The following is a 13,014-nucleotide window of genomic DNA, read 5'->3' as shown; positions in this document are numbered from 1 at the left end:
GTGTTGGTGATTGTATCGAGGTTCTTTGAACTATCCTTTGCGTATCGGCCAATCGGTGGCATCAGTGCAGTCCTAATTGTCGATCGGCGCGGCATTTGCGTAAGGTGTCCAGCCCCATGGGATGTTGTCTGTTGCGTGTGCGCGTCCAAAAATGAATGAATTCACTCTCTATCGTTTTCGCAACGACTGGATTGCGCTGGGTGGCAATCCGGACAGCGGGTGTGTGCGCCACCTCTATGACGCCCTGGAAACCGGTTACACCGAACCCTGGCGCCGTTTTCACGACCGTAACCACATACTGAACCTGCTCGCCCAGCTCGACGATGTCGCCAGCCACGTGGGGGACCTCGCTACCGTGCGAATGGCGGTCTGGTTTCACGACGTGGTGTGCGTACCCGGCGCAACCGGCAACGAGCAGGCCAGTGCCGACCTGTGGCGACGGCTCGCGACTGACCACCTGGCCCCCTGCGCGGTCGACCGCGTCGCGGAGCTGGTGCTGGACACCCGACACCTGGTTGCCCCGGGGAGCGCGGACGGTGCGGTGCTCGCCGACATCGACATCGCCGGTCTCGGCGCGGATGCCAGCGTGTTCGACCACCAGAGTCTGCAGGTCTCCGCGGAGTTTCCGAACGCCCGTCAAGCCGAGTGCGAGGCCGCCCAGAAAGCGTTTCTGGCAAAACTGCTTGAGCGCGAATGGATTTACCACACCACCTATTTTCGTGATGCCTGCGAACGGGGTGCGCGCGCCAACCTGTCGCGTTTTCTCGCGGCCTGACGCTAGGCGGCGAAAGGAAAATCCCACGCGGCGCTGTCGCCGATGAGTTCGCTCGAGTAGCTGTCGCCGACGATGCGCCCGTAGCGGTCCATGTCGAAGCCGTGCACGGCCTCCCAGTGCAGTGTGTGTGGGGGGTCACCGCGCAGGTCCCACCCCGTCGCGTGGGCGTACATCGCCTTGATCAGACCGCCGTGAACGACGGCACCAACGTCGCTGTCGCCCGGAACGGCGGCCAGCCAGGCCAACACACGGTGCAGGGCTTCTCGGCGGCTCTCGCCCCCCGGCGGACGGCGGTCCCAGCCACGACCGACCAGCGCCTTGTCGATACGGAGATCGTGCTTGCTGATCCCTTCCCAGTCGCCGAAAGCAATCTCGATCAGCGACGATTCGACCTCCGCGTGCAGGTGCATCAGTGCAGCGGTTTCACGGGCGCGTTTCAGGGGGCTGGTGAACCAGCGTGCGGCACGGGGACGCGCGCTCAGGGCGCGTCGGCTGACCGTGGCGCGACCCAGATCGCTGAGTTCGATGTCGGTGTGGCCCTGGATTCGGTGTTCCGCGTTCCAGTCCGTCGGTCCGTGCCGAAGCAGGTACAGGCGTCTTGCTTGTGCAACCATGGTCTCTCTCAGGCCGGGGGCCTGCCGCGCCGCCTTCGAAGGCGATCTGTATTTCTATTGACCCGCCGCTGTCGAGTCAATGCCATACGGCAAATCCCTCTGCCCGGATGAAATCGCGCATCGTCCCCTGATACCCGACCGGTGAGACCCGAAGACCCACCTCACGCACTGGCGTCAGAGTCACATCGGCAGGGAAGTCGCGAAGCTTGAAAGCGCCGTGCCCCAACACGCTCGATGGCAGACCGTCAGGTCAGCGCGGCGGCACTGTCGCCGAGTCAGGGCAAGGGAACACGGGCGCGCAGCATCTCGCGCTTTCCGGGCGGGCCCGGCAGGCGGTCCACCTGCGCCCCGGTGGCCAGCAGGCTGCGGCGCACGGCACCGCGCGCGCAGTAGGTGACCAGGCAACCGCCGGCCCGCAGGCTCTGGACGCAACGGCTGAGGAACACATCCGTCCACAGCGAAGGGCACGTCGCCGGGCTGAACCCGTCGTGAAACACCACATCGTGCCAGTGTCGTCCCAGATCGGCCGCCGTGGCGTCCTGCAGGTAGAGGTCGAGCTGCACGCCACCGTGGTGCAGGTGGCGTGTGTGGGGTCCCTGCCGCCGGTCGGCCAGCAGACTGCCAGCCACACGTTCGGCGAGCGTGGGGTGGTCGAGCCATTGCGCGTGTTCGAGCGCGAGAAACTGCTCGCCGCTCGGCAGCGCGATCTCAAGCGCCGTGTAGTGCAGCTGCGCACCTGCGCGCAGCGCGAGGTCGGCGGCAAGCAGAAAATTCAGGCCCGACCCGAAGCCGATCTCCAGCACGCGCACGACCGAGCGCGCGTGCAGCCGCTTTGCGAGCGACGGTGCCGCCAGAAACACGTGGCGGGACTCGGTCACGGCACCGTGGATCGAGTGGAAGGTCTCGGCCCCGGGGCGGGACAGGGTGCGGCTGCCGTCCTCGGTGGTGAGCGGGGTGTCAGTCAGGGCGGGCGTCGCGCAGGTAGGGTGCGCTGTCGCGGATGAATCGACGCAGGGTGGCGAGGTAGTTGCGCGAACTCACCGGCATGGGCACGCGCGCCCCGGCCATGTAGCTGATCAGGTTGCGACCGTCTCGCAGCAGCTTCAGGCAGAAGTGGTAGTGCGGCTTGACGCCTTGCCAGTTGGCCTCGCCGTGGACGGGCTCGAAGTGCTCGATGTGTTCGCTTGCGGCGACGAAGCGCGGCCAAATGGTGAAGAATTCGAGGTCACCCTTGCTGGTCTCGGTGTGTGCGCATGCGGCTTCGCAAAAGCGGCTGAGCAGACCGTCCAACTCACGGCAGTCCGCTTCGACGACAAAGGCGTCGTGCATCGAACTCGCGAGGTTTTCGATGCTGCGCATGGTCTGCGCGATCTTGAGGTACCGCTGGGTGTAGAAATCGGCGATGGTCATCGTGAAGGCCTTGCAGGGTTCACCCCACAATTCGTCGATGCCCTCCTCGCCGCTGTAGTGCCGGACTTGCTTGCCGAGTTCCATGGCCTCGACGAAACACGCGCTGCACTCGCGCATCAAGCCGTCTTCCCGCGCCAGCTTGACACCGCGCCGGTCGAGGTCGACCACACTGGTGAAGATGTCCGTGGCGCGGTTGAACAGGGCACCAGCCAGCATCGCGGCGTTGACCCGTTTGCGGTCGGGGTCGGTTTCCCGGTGGTGTGCCTCGCGCGCGGCCTCGAGGTTGTGGCCGGGCGTGTTGATACCGGCCTCGGTGTGGTGAAAGGCGCGGCGTGTCAGGCTGATGATCAGCGCACGGTGGTTGGCAGGACTCTCCTCTGGCGGTTCGTAGTATCGAATCCAATAGCCGTCGATGTGGATACGCCGCGTGCCGTCGGTCTCGCGGATGTCACCGTTTGACGGGGCTGTCTGCGTCATGCGTCGCTGTCGGAGGGGCCGGAACGCGGCAGAGTGTATCACCGAAGCGCGCAGCCATGCTCAGCGTGGGCGCCGGGCCAGGAAACTCGCGCGCCGCGGTGCGGGCAGTCCCTCGATGGTGCGTGTCGGGTCGTCAGGATCGAGCGCGTGCGCGTGCGACTCGAAGCGCATCCAGTCGGTTGTGCGTTGCTCGTCCTCGGTTGTCGCCGTGCAGTCCACGCACGCCACGGCGTCGAAGCCGATTCGGTTCAACCAGTGCGTCAAGGCCGCGGTGCTCGGCAGGCACCACACGTTGCGCATGCGTGCGTAGCGATCGGAAGGCACCAACACATGGTGCTGATCACCGTCGGTCACCAGCGTCTCGAGCAACAGGTGTCCGCCGGGTTTCAGCGCATTGAACAACAACGCCAGGTGCTCGAAAGGCGACTTGCGGTGGTAGAGCACACCCATAGACAACACGGTGTCAGCGCCGCGGGTCAGGTCGGCGAGTGCGGTGTCGGGCACCGGCAGCATGTGAACGGGCAGGGCGCCAAACAGCCGTTTCAGTGCGGCGAACTGGACGTTGAACAGCGCGGACGGGTCCAGGCACAGTACCAGCGCCGCGCCGGCGCCCACCGCCCGCAGTCCGAAGTAGCCGTTGCCCGATCCCACGTCCAGCACGGTGCGGCCGCTCAGCGGACCGAGGTGTGGTGCAATGCGCCGCCACTTCGCGTCCGAGCGCCACTCCGAATCGATCAGGACGCCCTCGATCTGGAATGGGCCTTTTCGCCACGGGTGCAGGGCCTGCAATTGCGCTCGTAACAACGCCGTGTCCACGGTGCCCTGATCACAGGTGACACGGGGCGCATCCCGGTCGAGATCGACCGTGCGATCACCGATGTCGGGGAGCGCATCGAGTACCGACAACCAGCGTGGCAGGTCGCCGTAGCGCGTCGCGTCGAGCGTCGTGGTCCCCGAGGCACGCAGCTGAGCGAGCCAGGCCAGCAACGCAGGGTTGTCCCTGGTATCCTGGATCAGAGCCGCCCAGTCGATCACCGGATCGCGACCAGCGACATGAAGTTGAAGCACTGAAACCAGACTTCGCAACTCCGGTAGCCGGCGGCGAGCAGGCGGGCGCGGTGGGTGGCGAGGGGTTCGGGCACCATCACGCGCTCGAGTGCCGAGCGCTTCTGGCTGATCTCCAACTGGCTGTAGCCGTTGCACCGTTTGAATTCGAGGTGCATCGCGTCGTGCAGCGCCTGTTGATCCGGGTCCTCGAACACGATCTTCTCCGACAAAACGAGTGCGCCGCCAGGGCGCGTTGCGCGTGCGATTCGGGCGAGCAGGGTGTCGCGTTGTGCGGGTGGCACGAACTGCAACGTGAAGTTCAGCACCACAAAGGCGGTCTGCTCGAACGCCAGCGCCGTGATGTCACCGGTGACGAGCTCGACTTCGCAGCCGTCCGCCTGCTGTGCGAGGTTTGCCCGGCACTGCGTGATCATGGGTTCGGAGGCATCCACACCGATCAGCCGCGCCGCAGGGTCGAGGTGTTGCCGCATGGCAAACAGGCTCGCCCCGGTCGAACAGCCGAGTTCGTAGACACGATCGCCCCCGTCGGCAAACCGCGCCGCGAGCTGGCCGGTCAGCGCGACGATGGTGTCGTAGCCGGGCACCGAACGCCCGATCATGTCGTCGAACACCCGCACCACGTCAGCGTTGAAGCTGAAGTCGGGCACGGCGCCTATCGGCTGCGCGTAGTAGCGGTCGCGGTCCGGCATGGTTGGCGGCACTTGAGGCGGGGCCCCATTGTACGTCGTCGGCCGGTCACCCGACATGCACAGCCGACGGGCCCGGCCAGTCCGAGTCAGTCTGCCTGACCCCGCCAGTGAATCGCGTCCGCCACGGCGAACGCACCGGCGCGGTTGACGGTGTGTACGCCGTCGATGTCGGGCGCCCAGGGCGCGTGTGCCGTGACAGCCGTTTCCCGGTACCCGTCAAGGTCGAGCTGGTCGACCCGGTTGATCCGCAGGCCGTGCCCGTAGTGGGTGCTGCAATCCTGTGAAGGCCGGTAGAGCACGCCCTCGTGCTCGAAGAACTGCCCCGCCGGTCTTGCGCTGCGCACGTCGCTCACGATCGGATTGGCGGCGTGCGGTTGCCACGGGCCGAAGGGGCTGTCGGCGTACCACAGGTGCAGGAAGACGTTCGGGCTGGCGGCCTCGAAATGTTGAACCGTGGCAAACAACCACCAGCGGCCGCCGTGTTCGAGCAGGGTGCCGTCGTACACCGCGATGCCCTCGAGCACGTTCTGTTGCCACGCCCACTGGTCGGGCCAGGCCGTGCAGCGGTAGATCTGCAGGGTCTTGTCCTCGCCGCTCTCGGGCATCATGTACCACTCCCCACCGTGACGGAACACGTTGGGGTACGACAGGTGGTATGGCGTCTTCAGAATCGTGGCACAGGCCTCGGCTTGGCCATCGGCCGACAGTGTGAGTACACTCAAGTGACCTCGGCGCGGCGTGAAGGTGGCTTCCTCGATGAACACGTAGCGTGTGCCGTCGCGCTCCACCGGGAACGGGTCGGCCCAGAACACGTCGCGTGGTGGCAGAATCCGTTGCCACCGGCCGAAGTCGATCTCGGATGCCGTGCCCGTCTCGGTGTGAGCTCCCTCGCGTGCCAGCAGTATCCACTGTCGCAGGGCACCGCGCCGCCGCCATTTGCGCGTGACCCCGCGGTGAATGTGAAGGGGCATGCGAAGCAGTGCGTCGACCGCGCTCGGTGCCCGCCGGCGTGGCGCGTTCCACGGTTGCGAAACCGTGCCCGCCTTGCCATCAACCCAGGCCTCTACCGTGTGGCGGAGCAACTCCGCGCCGGCCCAGAGCGCGGCATTTCGGGTCCGGCCGATCGAGGCCGGATCGGTGCACTCGGTTGCGCTTGCCAGCACCTCGGCGGGGATGTCTCCCGGGGGGGTACGCACCACGTGCAGTGCCGTGTGGCTGGCCTGTTCAAGGCTCTCGTGCAGGCCCGGTGGCCCGCCGCTTTCACCGCAGGCGACGGAGAGCACCGGGGCGCCGAGTGCCGCCGCGACGTCCGCGTCGGGCAGGCTCGTCGCGTTCAACACCCAATCGTCTCCGGCGTGCGTTGACGTGACGTGACCGAGTTGCTCGACGTGGGCGCGTTGCGCAAACAGGTCGTCGGGCAAGGTGCTGGTGGCTACCGCGCGGCTGGCCGAGTCGGCGGCCGGGAAGAGCAGGTTGTCCAGCGCGTTGATCAGCTGATTCCAGGTGTTGTGGTGTCGCGTGGGCGGCAGCTCGGCCACCGACAGTTGCCGCAGTGACAGCCCGGGCAGGGCATGCACACGGACGAGTACGGCAGCCACCCAGTGTGGCATCGTGTGGCGGTGATGCACGACCCACAAGGTCTGTGTTGGCGGTTCGATGGGCTGCATGGTCAGTGGGGCTCTCCTGGCGGGGACGCCGGCGCGGCTCGCCCGCTCAGCGCCTCAGCGCCACAACGGATTCCGTGTCCAGCACCGTGTCCAGCTCGTTCAGCGTGGCCGCCGAGGCGAGCGTGTGAAAGTCGAACAGGTCGGTGTCGGCCAGGTGCGAGGGCACGACCGTTTGCAGGGCCGTGAACATGGTGGCCAGGCGCCCGGGGCTGGCCTGCTCCCAACGCTGCAGCATCGCCTTGATGGCCACGCGCTGGAGGTTGTCCTGGCTGCCACACAGGTTGCACGGGATGATCGGAAACGCGCGCGCGCGGGCGTAGCGGGCGATGTCGGCCTCGGCCATGTAGGCGAGCGGCCGGATCACGGTGTGCCGTTTGTTGTCCGAGAGCAACTTGGGCGGCATCGCTTTTAACCGGCCGCCGTGGAAGAGGTTCAGGAAGAAGGTCTCCAGCAGGTCTTCGCGGTGGTGCCCGAGTGCGATCTTGTTGGCGCCGAGTTCGTCGGCCACGCGGTAGATGATGCCCCGGCGCAGGCGGGAGCAGAGCGAGCAGGTGGTCTTGCCGGGCTCGATCTTCTCGGTGACGATGCTGTAGGTGTCCTCGGTCTCGATGTGGAAGGTGTAGCCTTCGCCGGTCAGCCACGTCGGCAGCACGTCGACCGGGAAGCCCGGCTGGCGCTGATCGAGGTTCATGGCGATCAGCTCGAAATCGACCGGTGCGCGCTTGCGCAGGCGCTCGAGCAGGTCGAGCATCGTGTAGCTGTCCTTGCCACCGCTGAGGCACACCAACACGCGGTCGCCGTTTTCGATCATGTTGAAATCGCTGATCGCGCGACCGGTGTCGCGTTCCAGGCGCCGTTGCAGGCGTTTGAAATTGGTGCTCGACAGGGTGTCAGCGGACATCGTGTGTGCTCGGTGGGGGGTAAAACCGGGGTGCGAGGCACTGAGTATAAAAGGTTGTCCTCTGAAATCGGGTGCGCAAGCGCCACTGCGCTGCCGTGCCACGGCACCACCGGCCGCGGATCAGTACACTGGAGGCACACCGCAGACAGGCGACGGCCCATGCACATCCGACCCTTCGAAGACCGCGATCAGGCTCATGTGATTGCCCTGTGGCAACGCTGCGGCTTGACCCGCCCCTGGAACGATCCGGTGCGCGACATTGCCCGCAAGGCTGCGGTCCAGGCGGACTGGTTTGTCGTTGCCCTCAGCGCCGAGGGCGGGCTGGTTGGCAGCGCGATGATTGGCTACGACGGCCACCGTGGCTGGATCAATTACCTTGCGGTGGACCCGACACACCAGGGAGGCGGCATTGGCCGCGCGCTGGTGGCGCACGCCGAGCGCGTGCTGACCGACGTCGGCTGCCCGAAGCTCAACCTGCAAATCCGAGAGAGCAACACGCGGGCGATCGAGTTTTACCGACGCCTGGGTTTTCAGACCGATGCTGCCATCAGCATGGGCAAACGCCTGATCGATGACGCGGGCGACTCAGTCACCGAATAGCGCCGTGAGCAGGCGCGCGGCGCCCGTGCGCGTGCTGAGTGCGCCCGAGGCCACGGCGCGCTCGATGTCGTCGATCGCCGTTGTGCCACGTGCTCGGGCGCGCGCCCGCATGGCCGCATCGAGCTGCTGCCACAACCAGGTCACGCGTTGTCGGGCGCGCCGCGCCTCGATCGCGCCGGCGCCGTGGGCGGCCTGAAAGTAGGCGTCGAGTTGGGCGTGGACCGGGTCGGCCCCGCCGGCCTGGGTGGCCGAACAGGTGATGACTGGCACGGGCCAGTGCGCGTCGCGTTGCTGTAATGTCCGCAACGCCGCCTCGTAGTCACGCGCCGCGTGTGCCGCGGCAATGGCGGTGTCGCCGTCGGCCTTGTTCACGGCGACAATGTCGGCGAGCTCGACAATGCCTTTCTTGATACCCTGCAGCTCGTCGCCGGCGCCGGGCAGCATCAGCACGAGAAAGCAGTCGGTCATGGCACTGACCAGCGTCTCGGACTGGCCCACGCCAACTGTTTCGACGATCACGGTCGAGAAACCGGCAGCCTCGACCAGGCTGATCGTGTCGGCGGTGGCGGCCGCGACGCCGCCGAGTTGCTCGCCGGCCGGCGACGGCCGGATGAATGCGTTCGGGTGCACCGTGAGCCGGGGCATCCGGGTCTTGTCACCGAGGATGCTACCGCCCGTGCGTTGGCTGGACGGGTCGACCGCGAGCACCGACACACGCTCTCCGGCGTCGCAGAGCGCGGTGCCGAGGGATTCGATCAGGCTGCTCTTGCCGACCCCCGGCACACCCGACAGTCCCACTCGTCGGGCGCCACCGGTGTGCGGAAGAACCTGCTCGAGCACCTCGGCGGCCTGGTCGCGGTGATGTGGGTTGCGCGATTCGATGAGGGTGATCGCGCGTGCCAACACCCCGCGGTTGCCAGCCAACACGCCGTCGACGAAGGCCTGCGTGTCGAGTGTGGCAGCGGCGCTCACGGCTGCGAGTGGCCGCGTGCCCTGGCGATGGCGTCGACGAGATCCGACGCGGCGTCGGCGATCACGGTACCGGGCGGGTACACCGCGCTCGCCCCGGCCTCCAGCAGCGCCGGGACATCCTGGGGCGGCACCACCCCGCCGACCACGATCAGGATATCCGGCCGGCCCTCGGCATCGAGCGCTTTGCGCAAGGCTGGCACCAACGTGAGGTGGCCGGCGGCCAGTGAACTTGCACCGACGGCGTGGACGTCGTTCTCGACCGCCTGCCGCGCCGCCTCGTCCGGTGTCTGAAAGAGCGGGCCGATGTCGACATCGAAACCGAGGTCGGCGAAGGCGCTTGCAATCACTTTCTGCCCGCGGTCGTGACCGTCCTGGCCCATCTTTGCGATCAGGATGCGCGGTTGACGCCCTTCGGCGTCGGCGAACGCGCGGATGCGTGCAGCACTGTTTTCGAGCATGTCGCTGTCCTCCCCCAGCGTCTTTTTGTAGACGCCCTGAACGCTGCGAATCTCGGCAACGTGGCGGCCGAAGGCGTTCTCCATGGCGGTCGACATCTCGCCAACGGTTGCGCCCGCGCGCGCGGCGTCCACGCTCAACGCGAGCAGGTTGCCACTCGCCTGAGCGCCGTCCGTGAGTGCTCTCAGCACCCGGTGCACGCGGTCGTCATCGCGCTCGCGTCGCAGCGTGTCGAGTTTGGCCAGCTGCTCTGCACGCACCTTGGCATTGTCGACCACGCGCACCTCTGGCACATCGTCGTCCTGAACGCGGTAGCGGTTGACCCCGACCACAGTCTGGTCGCCGCCGTCGATGCGTGCCTGCGTGCGTGCCGCCGCGGCCTCGATGCGCATCTTCGGTATGCCGCGTTCGATCGCGCGCGCCATGCCGCCCTCGGCCTCGACTTCGGCGATGTGCTGTCGCGCCTTGTCCGCGAGGTCGGCCGTGAGCTTCTCGACGTAGTGGCTGCCGCCCCAGGGGTCGATACTGTCGCCCAGGCCAGCCTCCTGCTGCAGAAACAACTGGGTGTCGCGGGCGATGCGGGCCGAGAAATCGGTGGGCAGTGCCAGGGCCTCGTCGAGCGAGTTGGTGTGCAGCGATTGCGTGCCCCCGTGCGTCGCTGCCATCGCCTCCACCGCAGTGCGCACAATGTTGTTGTTGACGTCCTGTGCGGTCAGGCTCCACCCGGAGGTCTGGCAGTGGGTGCGTAACATGGCCGATTTCGGGTTCTTGGGCGCGAACGGCTGGAGCAATTCGTGCCACAGGAGGCGCGCGGCGCGCATCTTGGCAATCTCCATGAAGTAGTTCATGCCGATGGCCCAGAAAAACGACAAGCGTGGCGCGAACGCATCCACGTCGAGGCCCGCTGCGATGCCGGTCCGGAGGTATTCGATGCCGTCGGCGAGGGTGTAGGCGAGTTCGAGGTCGGCCGTCGCGCCGGCCTCTTGCATGTGATAGCCGGATATCGAGATGCTGTTGAACTTCGGCATCTCTTCGGAGGTGTAGGCAAAGATGTCCGCGATGATCCGCATCGACGGTCCGGGCGGGTAGATGTAGGTGTTGCGAACCATGAACTCCTTGAGGATGTCGTTCTGGATCGTGCCACTGAGCGCCGCGTGCGGTACCCCCTGTTCCTCGCCCGCGACGATGAACAGCGCGAGAACCGGCAGCACCGCGCCGTTCATCGTCATCGACACGCTCATCCTGTCGAGCGGGATGCCGTCGAACAGGGCGCGCATGTCGAGGATCGAGTCGATGGCAACACCGGCCATGCCCACGTCGCCGACAACGCGCGGGTGGTCGGAGTCGTAGCCGCGGTGTGTCGCGAGATCAAAGGCGACCGACAGGCCTTTCTGTCCGGCGGCGAGGTTGCGGCGGTAGAACGCATTGCTCTCCGCTGCGGTCGAAAAGCCGGCGTACTGCCGAACCGTCCACGGACGCTGGGCGTACATCGTCGGGTAGGGGCCACGCAGGTAAGGCGCCAGCCCGGGAAACGTCTGCGCGGCACCGAGCGACGCGCTGTCGGCGGTGTCGTACCGCGACGCGATGTCGATCCCCTCGGGACTCTGGAAGGCCGTGGAGCGCGGTGCGGTGGCCGACGGCGCTGGCGCGGTGGTGAGGGGCAACTGGCTGAAATTCGGGATCACGCGCGGGCGTCTCCGGTGTGCAGCGCGTCGAGGAAGGCGATGACGTCGTCGCCCGCGCTGATGTGGCCGGTGACGGCGAGTGTTGCAAGGTGGGCGCGGGCGTCGGTGCTGCCACCGGCCACGTAGACCGGCGTCTCCGTGGCCGGTGTCAACCTGGCCAGGGCGGCGCTGTCGAGCTGCGCGTAGTCGTCGTCGGTGCCGCACACCAGCACGGCGCTCGGCTGTGCGCTGGTGGTGGTGTCGATACCGCCCGCGCCGAGCAGGTTGAGACAGAAGGTGGCGCGCGCCTGTGCGAGTGGCGCGTCGCTCAGCGTGACAACGGTGGCGTGCACCGGTGCGTCCTGCGCTCGGGCTCTGAGCCGGTCGAAGGGGTCCGAGGCCCGCAGCGTTGGACAGCGCAGACCGTCGCTGTCGGCGTCCTCGGGTGCCTGTGCCGGTCCCTCCGGATCGGGGTGCAGACTGACGCCGGTGATCGCGCGGCGCCGGTGCCGGACGTCGTTCAGCAGCGCCCCGGCTTCGCGCTGCAGGGTCGCGGCGAGTTCGCCCGTGCGCAGCACGGCAGCCATCCCACCGGCGGTTTCGATGTCCTGAAACTGCTGCCACGCCTGTGCCAACAGCGCGTCGGTGTGGGCTTCGATCTGCCCGCTGCCGCCGGCGGGGTCCTGCACGTCCGCGAGTCGGCTCTCGTGCTGCAGCACCAACTGGGTGTTGCGCGACAGCCGTCGCGCGGCGGCCGTGTCGGTGCCGTCGTGGGTGGCCGAGAAGACGGTGTCCGCGCCACCGAGCGCCGCGCCCAACACCATCGCCGACGAGCGCAGGCTGTTCACCCACGGGCCGGTGCGCGACAGCTCGCGGCTGGCGGGCAGCGCGTGAATTCGCAGGCGCTCCACCGCGTCCGCCGCGCCGCAGTGGTGGCATATCGCACTCAGGCCGGCCCGCAAGGCGCGCAGTTTCGCCAGGGTGGGCACCACGGACACGGTGACGGCCGGTCGGAGCACCGTCAGGGCGGCCGCGTCGGGCACGCTGTGGCCCAGTGCGTCGAAATGCCGCAGCCAGGCCACGAAGGTCGCGAACATCACGGCGAGCTCTGTTGTGTCCGACGCGCCCGACGCGTGGTAACGCGCACCGTCACAAGACACCAGGCGGTGTCCGAGCGGTGTGCGGTACCGACCGACGAGCTCGCCGAGCAGCGCCTCAACGTCGGCGGCGTCGGCCAGGACGCCGGTGTCGAGTGCGCGCGCAAAACAGTCGATGTTTGCATTGATGCAGGTGTCGGGCGCAGCGTCGATTGCCGCGTGCGCCTGCGCCGCTGATCCACCGAGGTCGATGGCGGCGCTGCTGCCGACTGCGCGGACGCACGCCGCGATGCAGTCTGCGTCGAAGCCGTCCGCGGGCAGTTGCCAGGCCTGAACGCCTTGCGTGGCTTCGGCGGCAACCGCGTCAGCGGCAACGCGCGGGTCGGACGGCCAGAACTGACCGATCAACCACGGTGCCGTGGTCGCGCTGAACCCGCGTCGCCGGTCTCCGGCGCCGGGCATGTCGTTCGGTCGCGCGGTTGGTGTGTGCAGACAGGGTACCGAGACGGCCCCCGGAAACCGGCGATTCAGCAGGGCGTCGATGGGCGTGCCCCGCGCCACGCGAGCCACCTCGGCCTCCCAACGCGCCCTGTCCACTGCGATCGTGTCACCGCTCATTCGTCT

Annotated in this window: 12 protein-coding genes; 2 read left to right on the top strand and 10 right to left on the bottom strand. The window is 67.3% G+C overall.

Going from position 1 to position 13,014, the window contains the following annotated elements; translation table 11 throughout:
* Positions 1 to 151 precede the first annotated feature (151 nt).
* Positions 152 to 775, top strand: a complete 624-nt coding sequence (locus AAGA11_02565; GenBank protein MEM9601723.1) for a hypothetical protein — start codon at positions 152 to 154, stop codon at positions 773 to 775.
* Positions 776 to 777: 2 nt separating this feature from the next.
* On the opposite strand, the gene AAGA11_02560 is transcribed toward AAGA11_02565, so the two are convergent.
* The 7 genes from AAGA11_02560 to ttcA form a co-directional block, all read right to left on the bottom strand.
* A complete protein-coding gene (locus AAGA11_02560; protein ID MEM9601722.1) occupies positions 778 to 1,389 on the bottom strand; it encodes a histidine phosphatase family protein in 612 nt (203 codons plus the stop codon).
* A gap of 275 nt (positions 1,390 to 1,664) precedes the next feature.
* Positions 1,665 to 2,312, bottom strand: a complete 648-nt coding sequence (mnmD, locus tag AAGA11_02555) for a tRNA (5-methylaminomethyl-2-thiouridine)(34)-methyltransferase MnmD (protein ID MEM9601721.1) — start codon at positions 2,310 to 2,312, stop codon at positions 1,665 to 1,667.
* Between the two features lie 34 nt (positions 2,313 to 2,346).
* Positions 2,347 to 3,276 carry a hypothetical protein gene (locus AAGA11_02550; GenBank protein ID MEM9601720.1) on the bottom strand — a complete coding sequence of 310 codons (930 nt, stop codon included), beginning with the start codon at positions 3,274 to 3,276 and terminating at the stop codon, positions 2,347 to 2,349.
* Positions 3,277 to 3,336: 60 nt separating this feature from the next.
* Positions 3,337 to 4,311 (bottom strand): tRNA 5-methoxyuridine(34)/uridine 5-oxyacetic acid(34) synthase CmoB, encoded by a 975-nt coding sequence (gene cmoB, locus AAGA11_02545; GenBank protein ID MEM9601719.1) that lies wholly within the window; start codon positions 4,309 to 4,311, stop codon positions 3,337 to 3,339.
* Complete coding sequence (gene cmoA, locus AAGA11_02540) at positions 4,308 to 5,033, bottom strand: carboxy-S-adenosyl-L-methionine synthase CmoA (protein MEM9601718.1); 726 nt, start codon at positions 5,031 to 5,033, stop codon at positions 4,308 to 4,310. Before cmoA ends, cmoB begins: the two co-directional genes overlap by 4 nt.
* Positions 5,034 to 5,119: 86 nt before the next feature.
* Complete coding sequence (locus AAGA11_02535; protein ID MEM9601717.1) at positions 5,120 to 6,700, bottom strand: hypothetical protein; 1,581 nt, start codon at positions 6,698 to 6,700, stop codon at positions 5,120 to 5,122.
* 46 nt (positions 6,701 to 6,746) lie between these two features.
* Positions 6,747 to 7,601: a tRNA 2-thiocytidine(32) synthetase TtcA gene (ttcA, locus tag AAGA11_02530; protein MEM9601716.1), complete on the bottom strand. Its 855-nt coding sequence runs from the start codon at positions 7,599 to 7,601 to the stop codon at positions 6,747 to 6,749.
* 159 nt (positions 7,602 to 7,760) lie between these two features.
* Between ttcA and AAGA11_02525 the strand changes: the two genes are divergently transcribed.
* Positions 7,761 to 8,201, top strand: a complete 441-nt coding sequence (locus AAGA11_02525) for a GNAT family acetyltransferase (protein MEM9601715.1) — start codon at positions 7,761 to 7,763, stop codon at positions 8,199 to 8,201.
* Here the strand turns inward: AAGA11_02525 and meaB are convergent.
* The 3 genes from meaB to AAGA11_02510 are packed head-to-tail and all read right to left on the bottom strand — an operon-like array spanning position 8,187 to position 13,008.
* The gene (gene meaB / locus AAGA11_02520; protein ID MEM9601714.1) at positions 8,187 to 9,173 is read right to left on the bottom strand and encodes a methylmalonyl Co-A mutase-associated GTPase MeaB; all 987 of its coding nucleotides are present in this window, start codon (positions 9,171 to 9,173) and stop codon (positions 8,187 to 8,189) included. The genes AAGA11_02525 and meaB overlap by 15 nt on opposite strands.
* A complete protein-coding gene (scpA, locus tag AAGA11_02515) occupies positions 9,170 to 11,314 on the bottom strand; it encodes a methylmalonyl-CoA mutase (protein MEM9601713.1) in 2,145 nt (714 codons plus the stop codon). The genes meaB and scpA overlap by 4 nt, the downstream gene beginning before the upstream one ends.
* On the bottom strand, positions 11,311 to 13,008 hold the full coding sequence (locus AAGA11_02510) for a methylmalonyl-CoA mutase family protein (protein ID MEM9601712.1): 1,698 nt from the start codon (positions 13,006 to 13,008) through the stop codon (positions 11,311 to 11,313). Before AAGA11_02510 ends, scpA begins: the two co-directional genes overlap by 4 nt.
* Between the last annotated feature and the right edge of the window lie 6 nt (positions 13,009 to 13,014).

It is taken from the genome of Pseudomonadota bacterium (assembly GCA_039196715.1).
In the GTDB taxonomy this organism is placed as follows: Bacteria; Pseudomonadota; Gammaproteobacteria; order CALCKW01; family CALCKW01; genus CALCKW01.
This window is presented reverse-complemented; position numbering and strand designations above follow the sequence as displayed.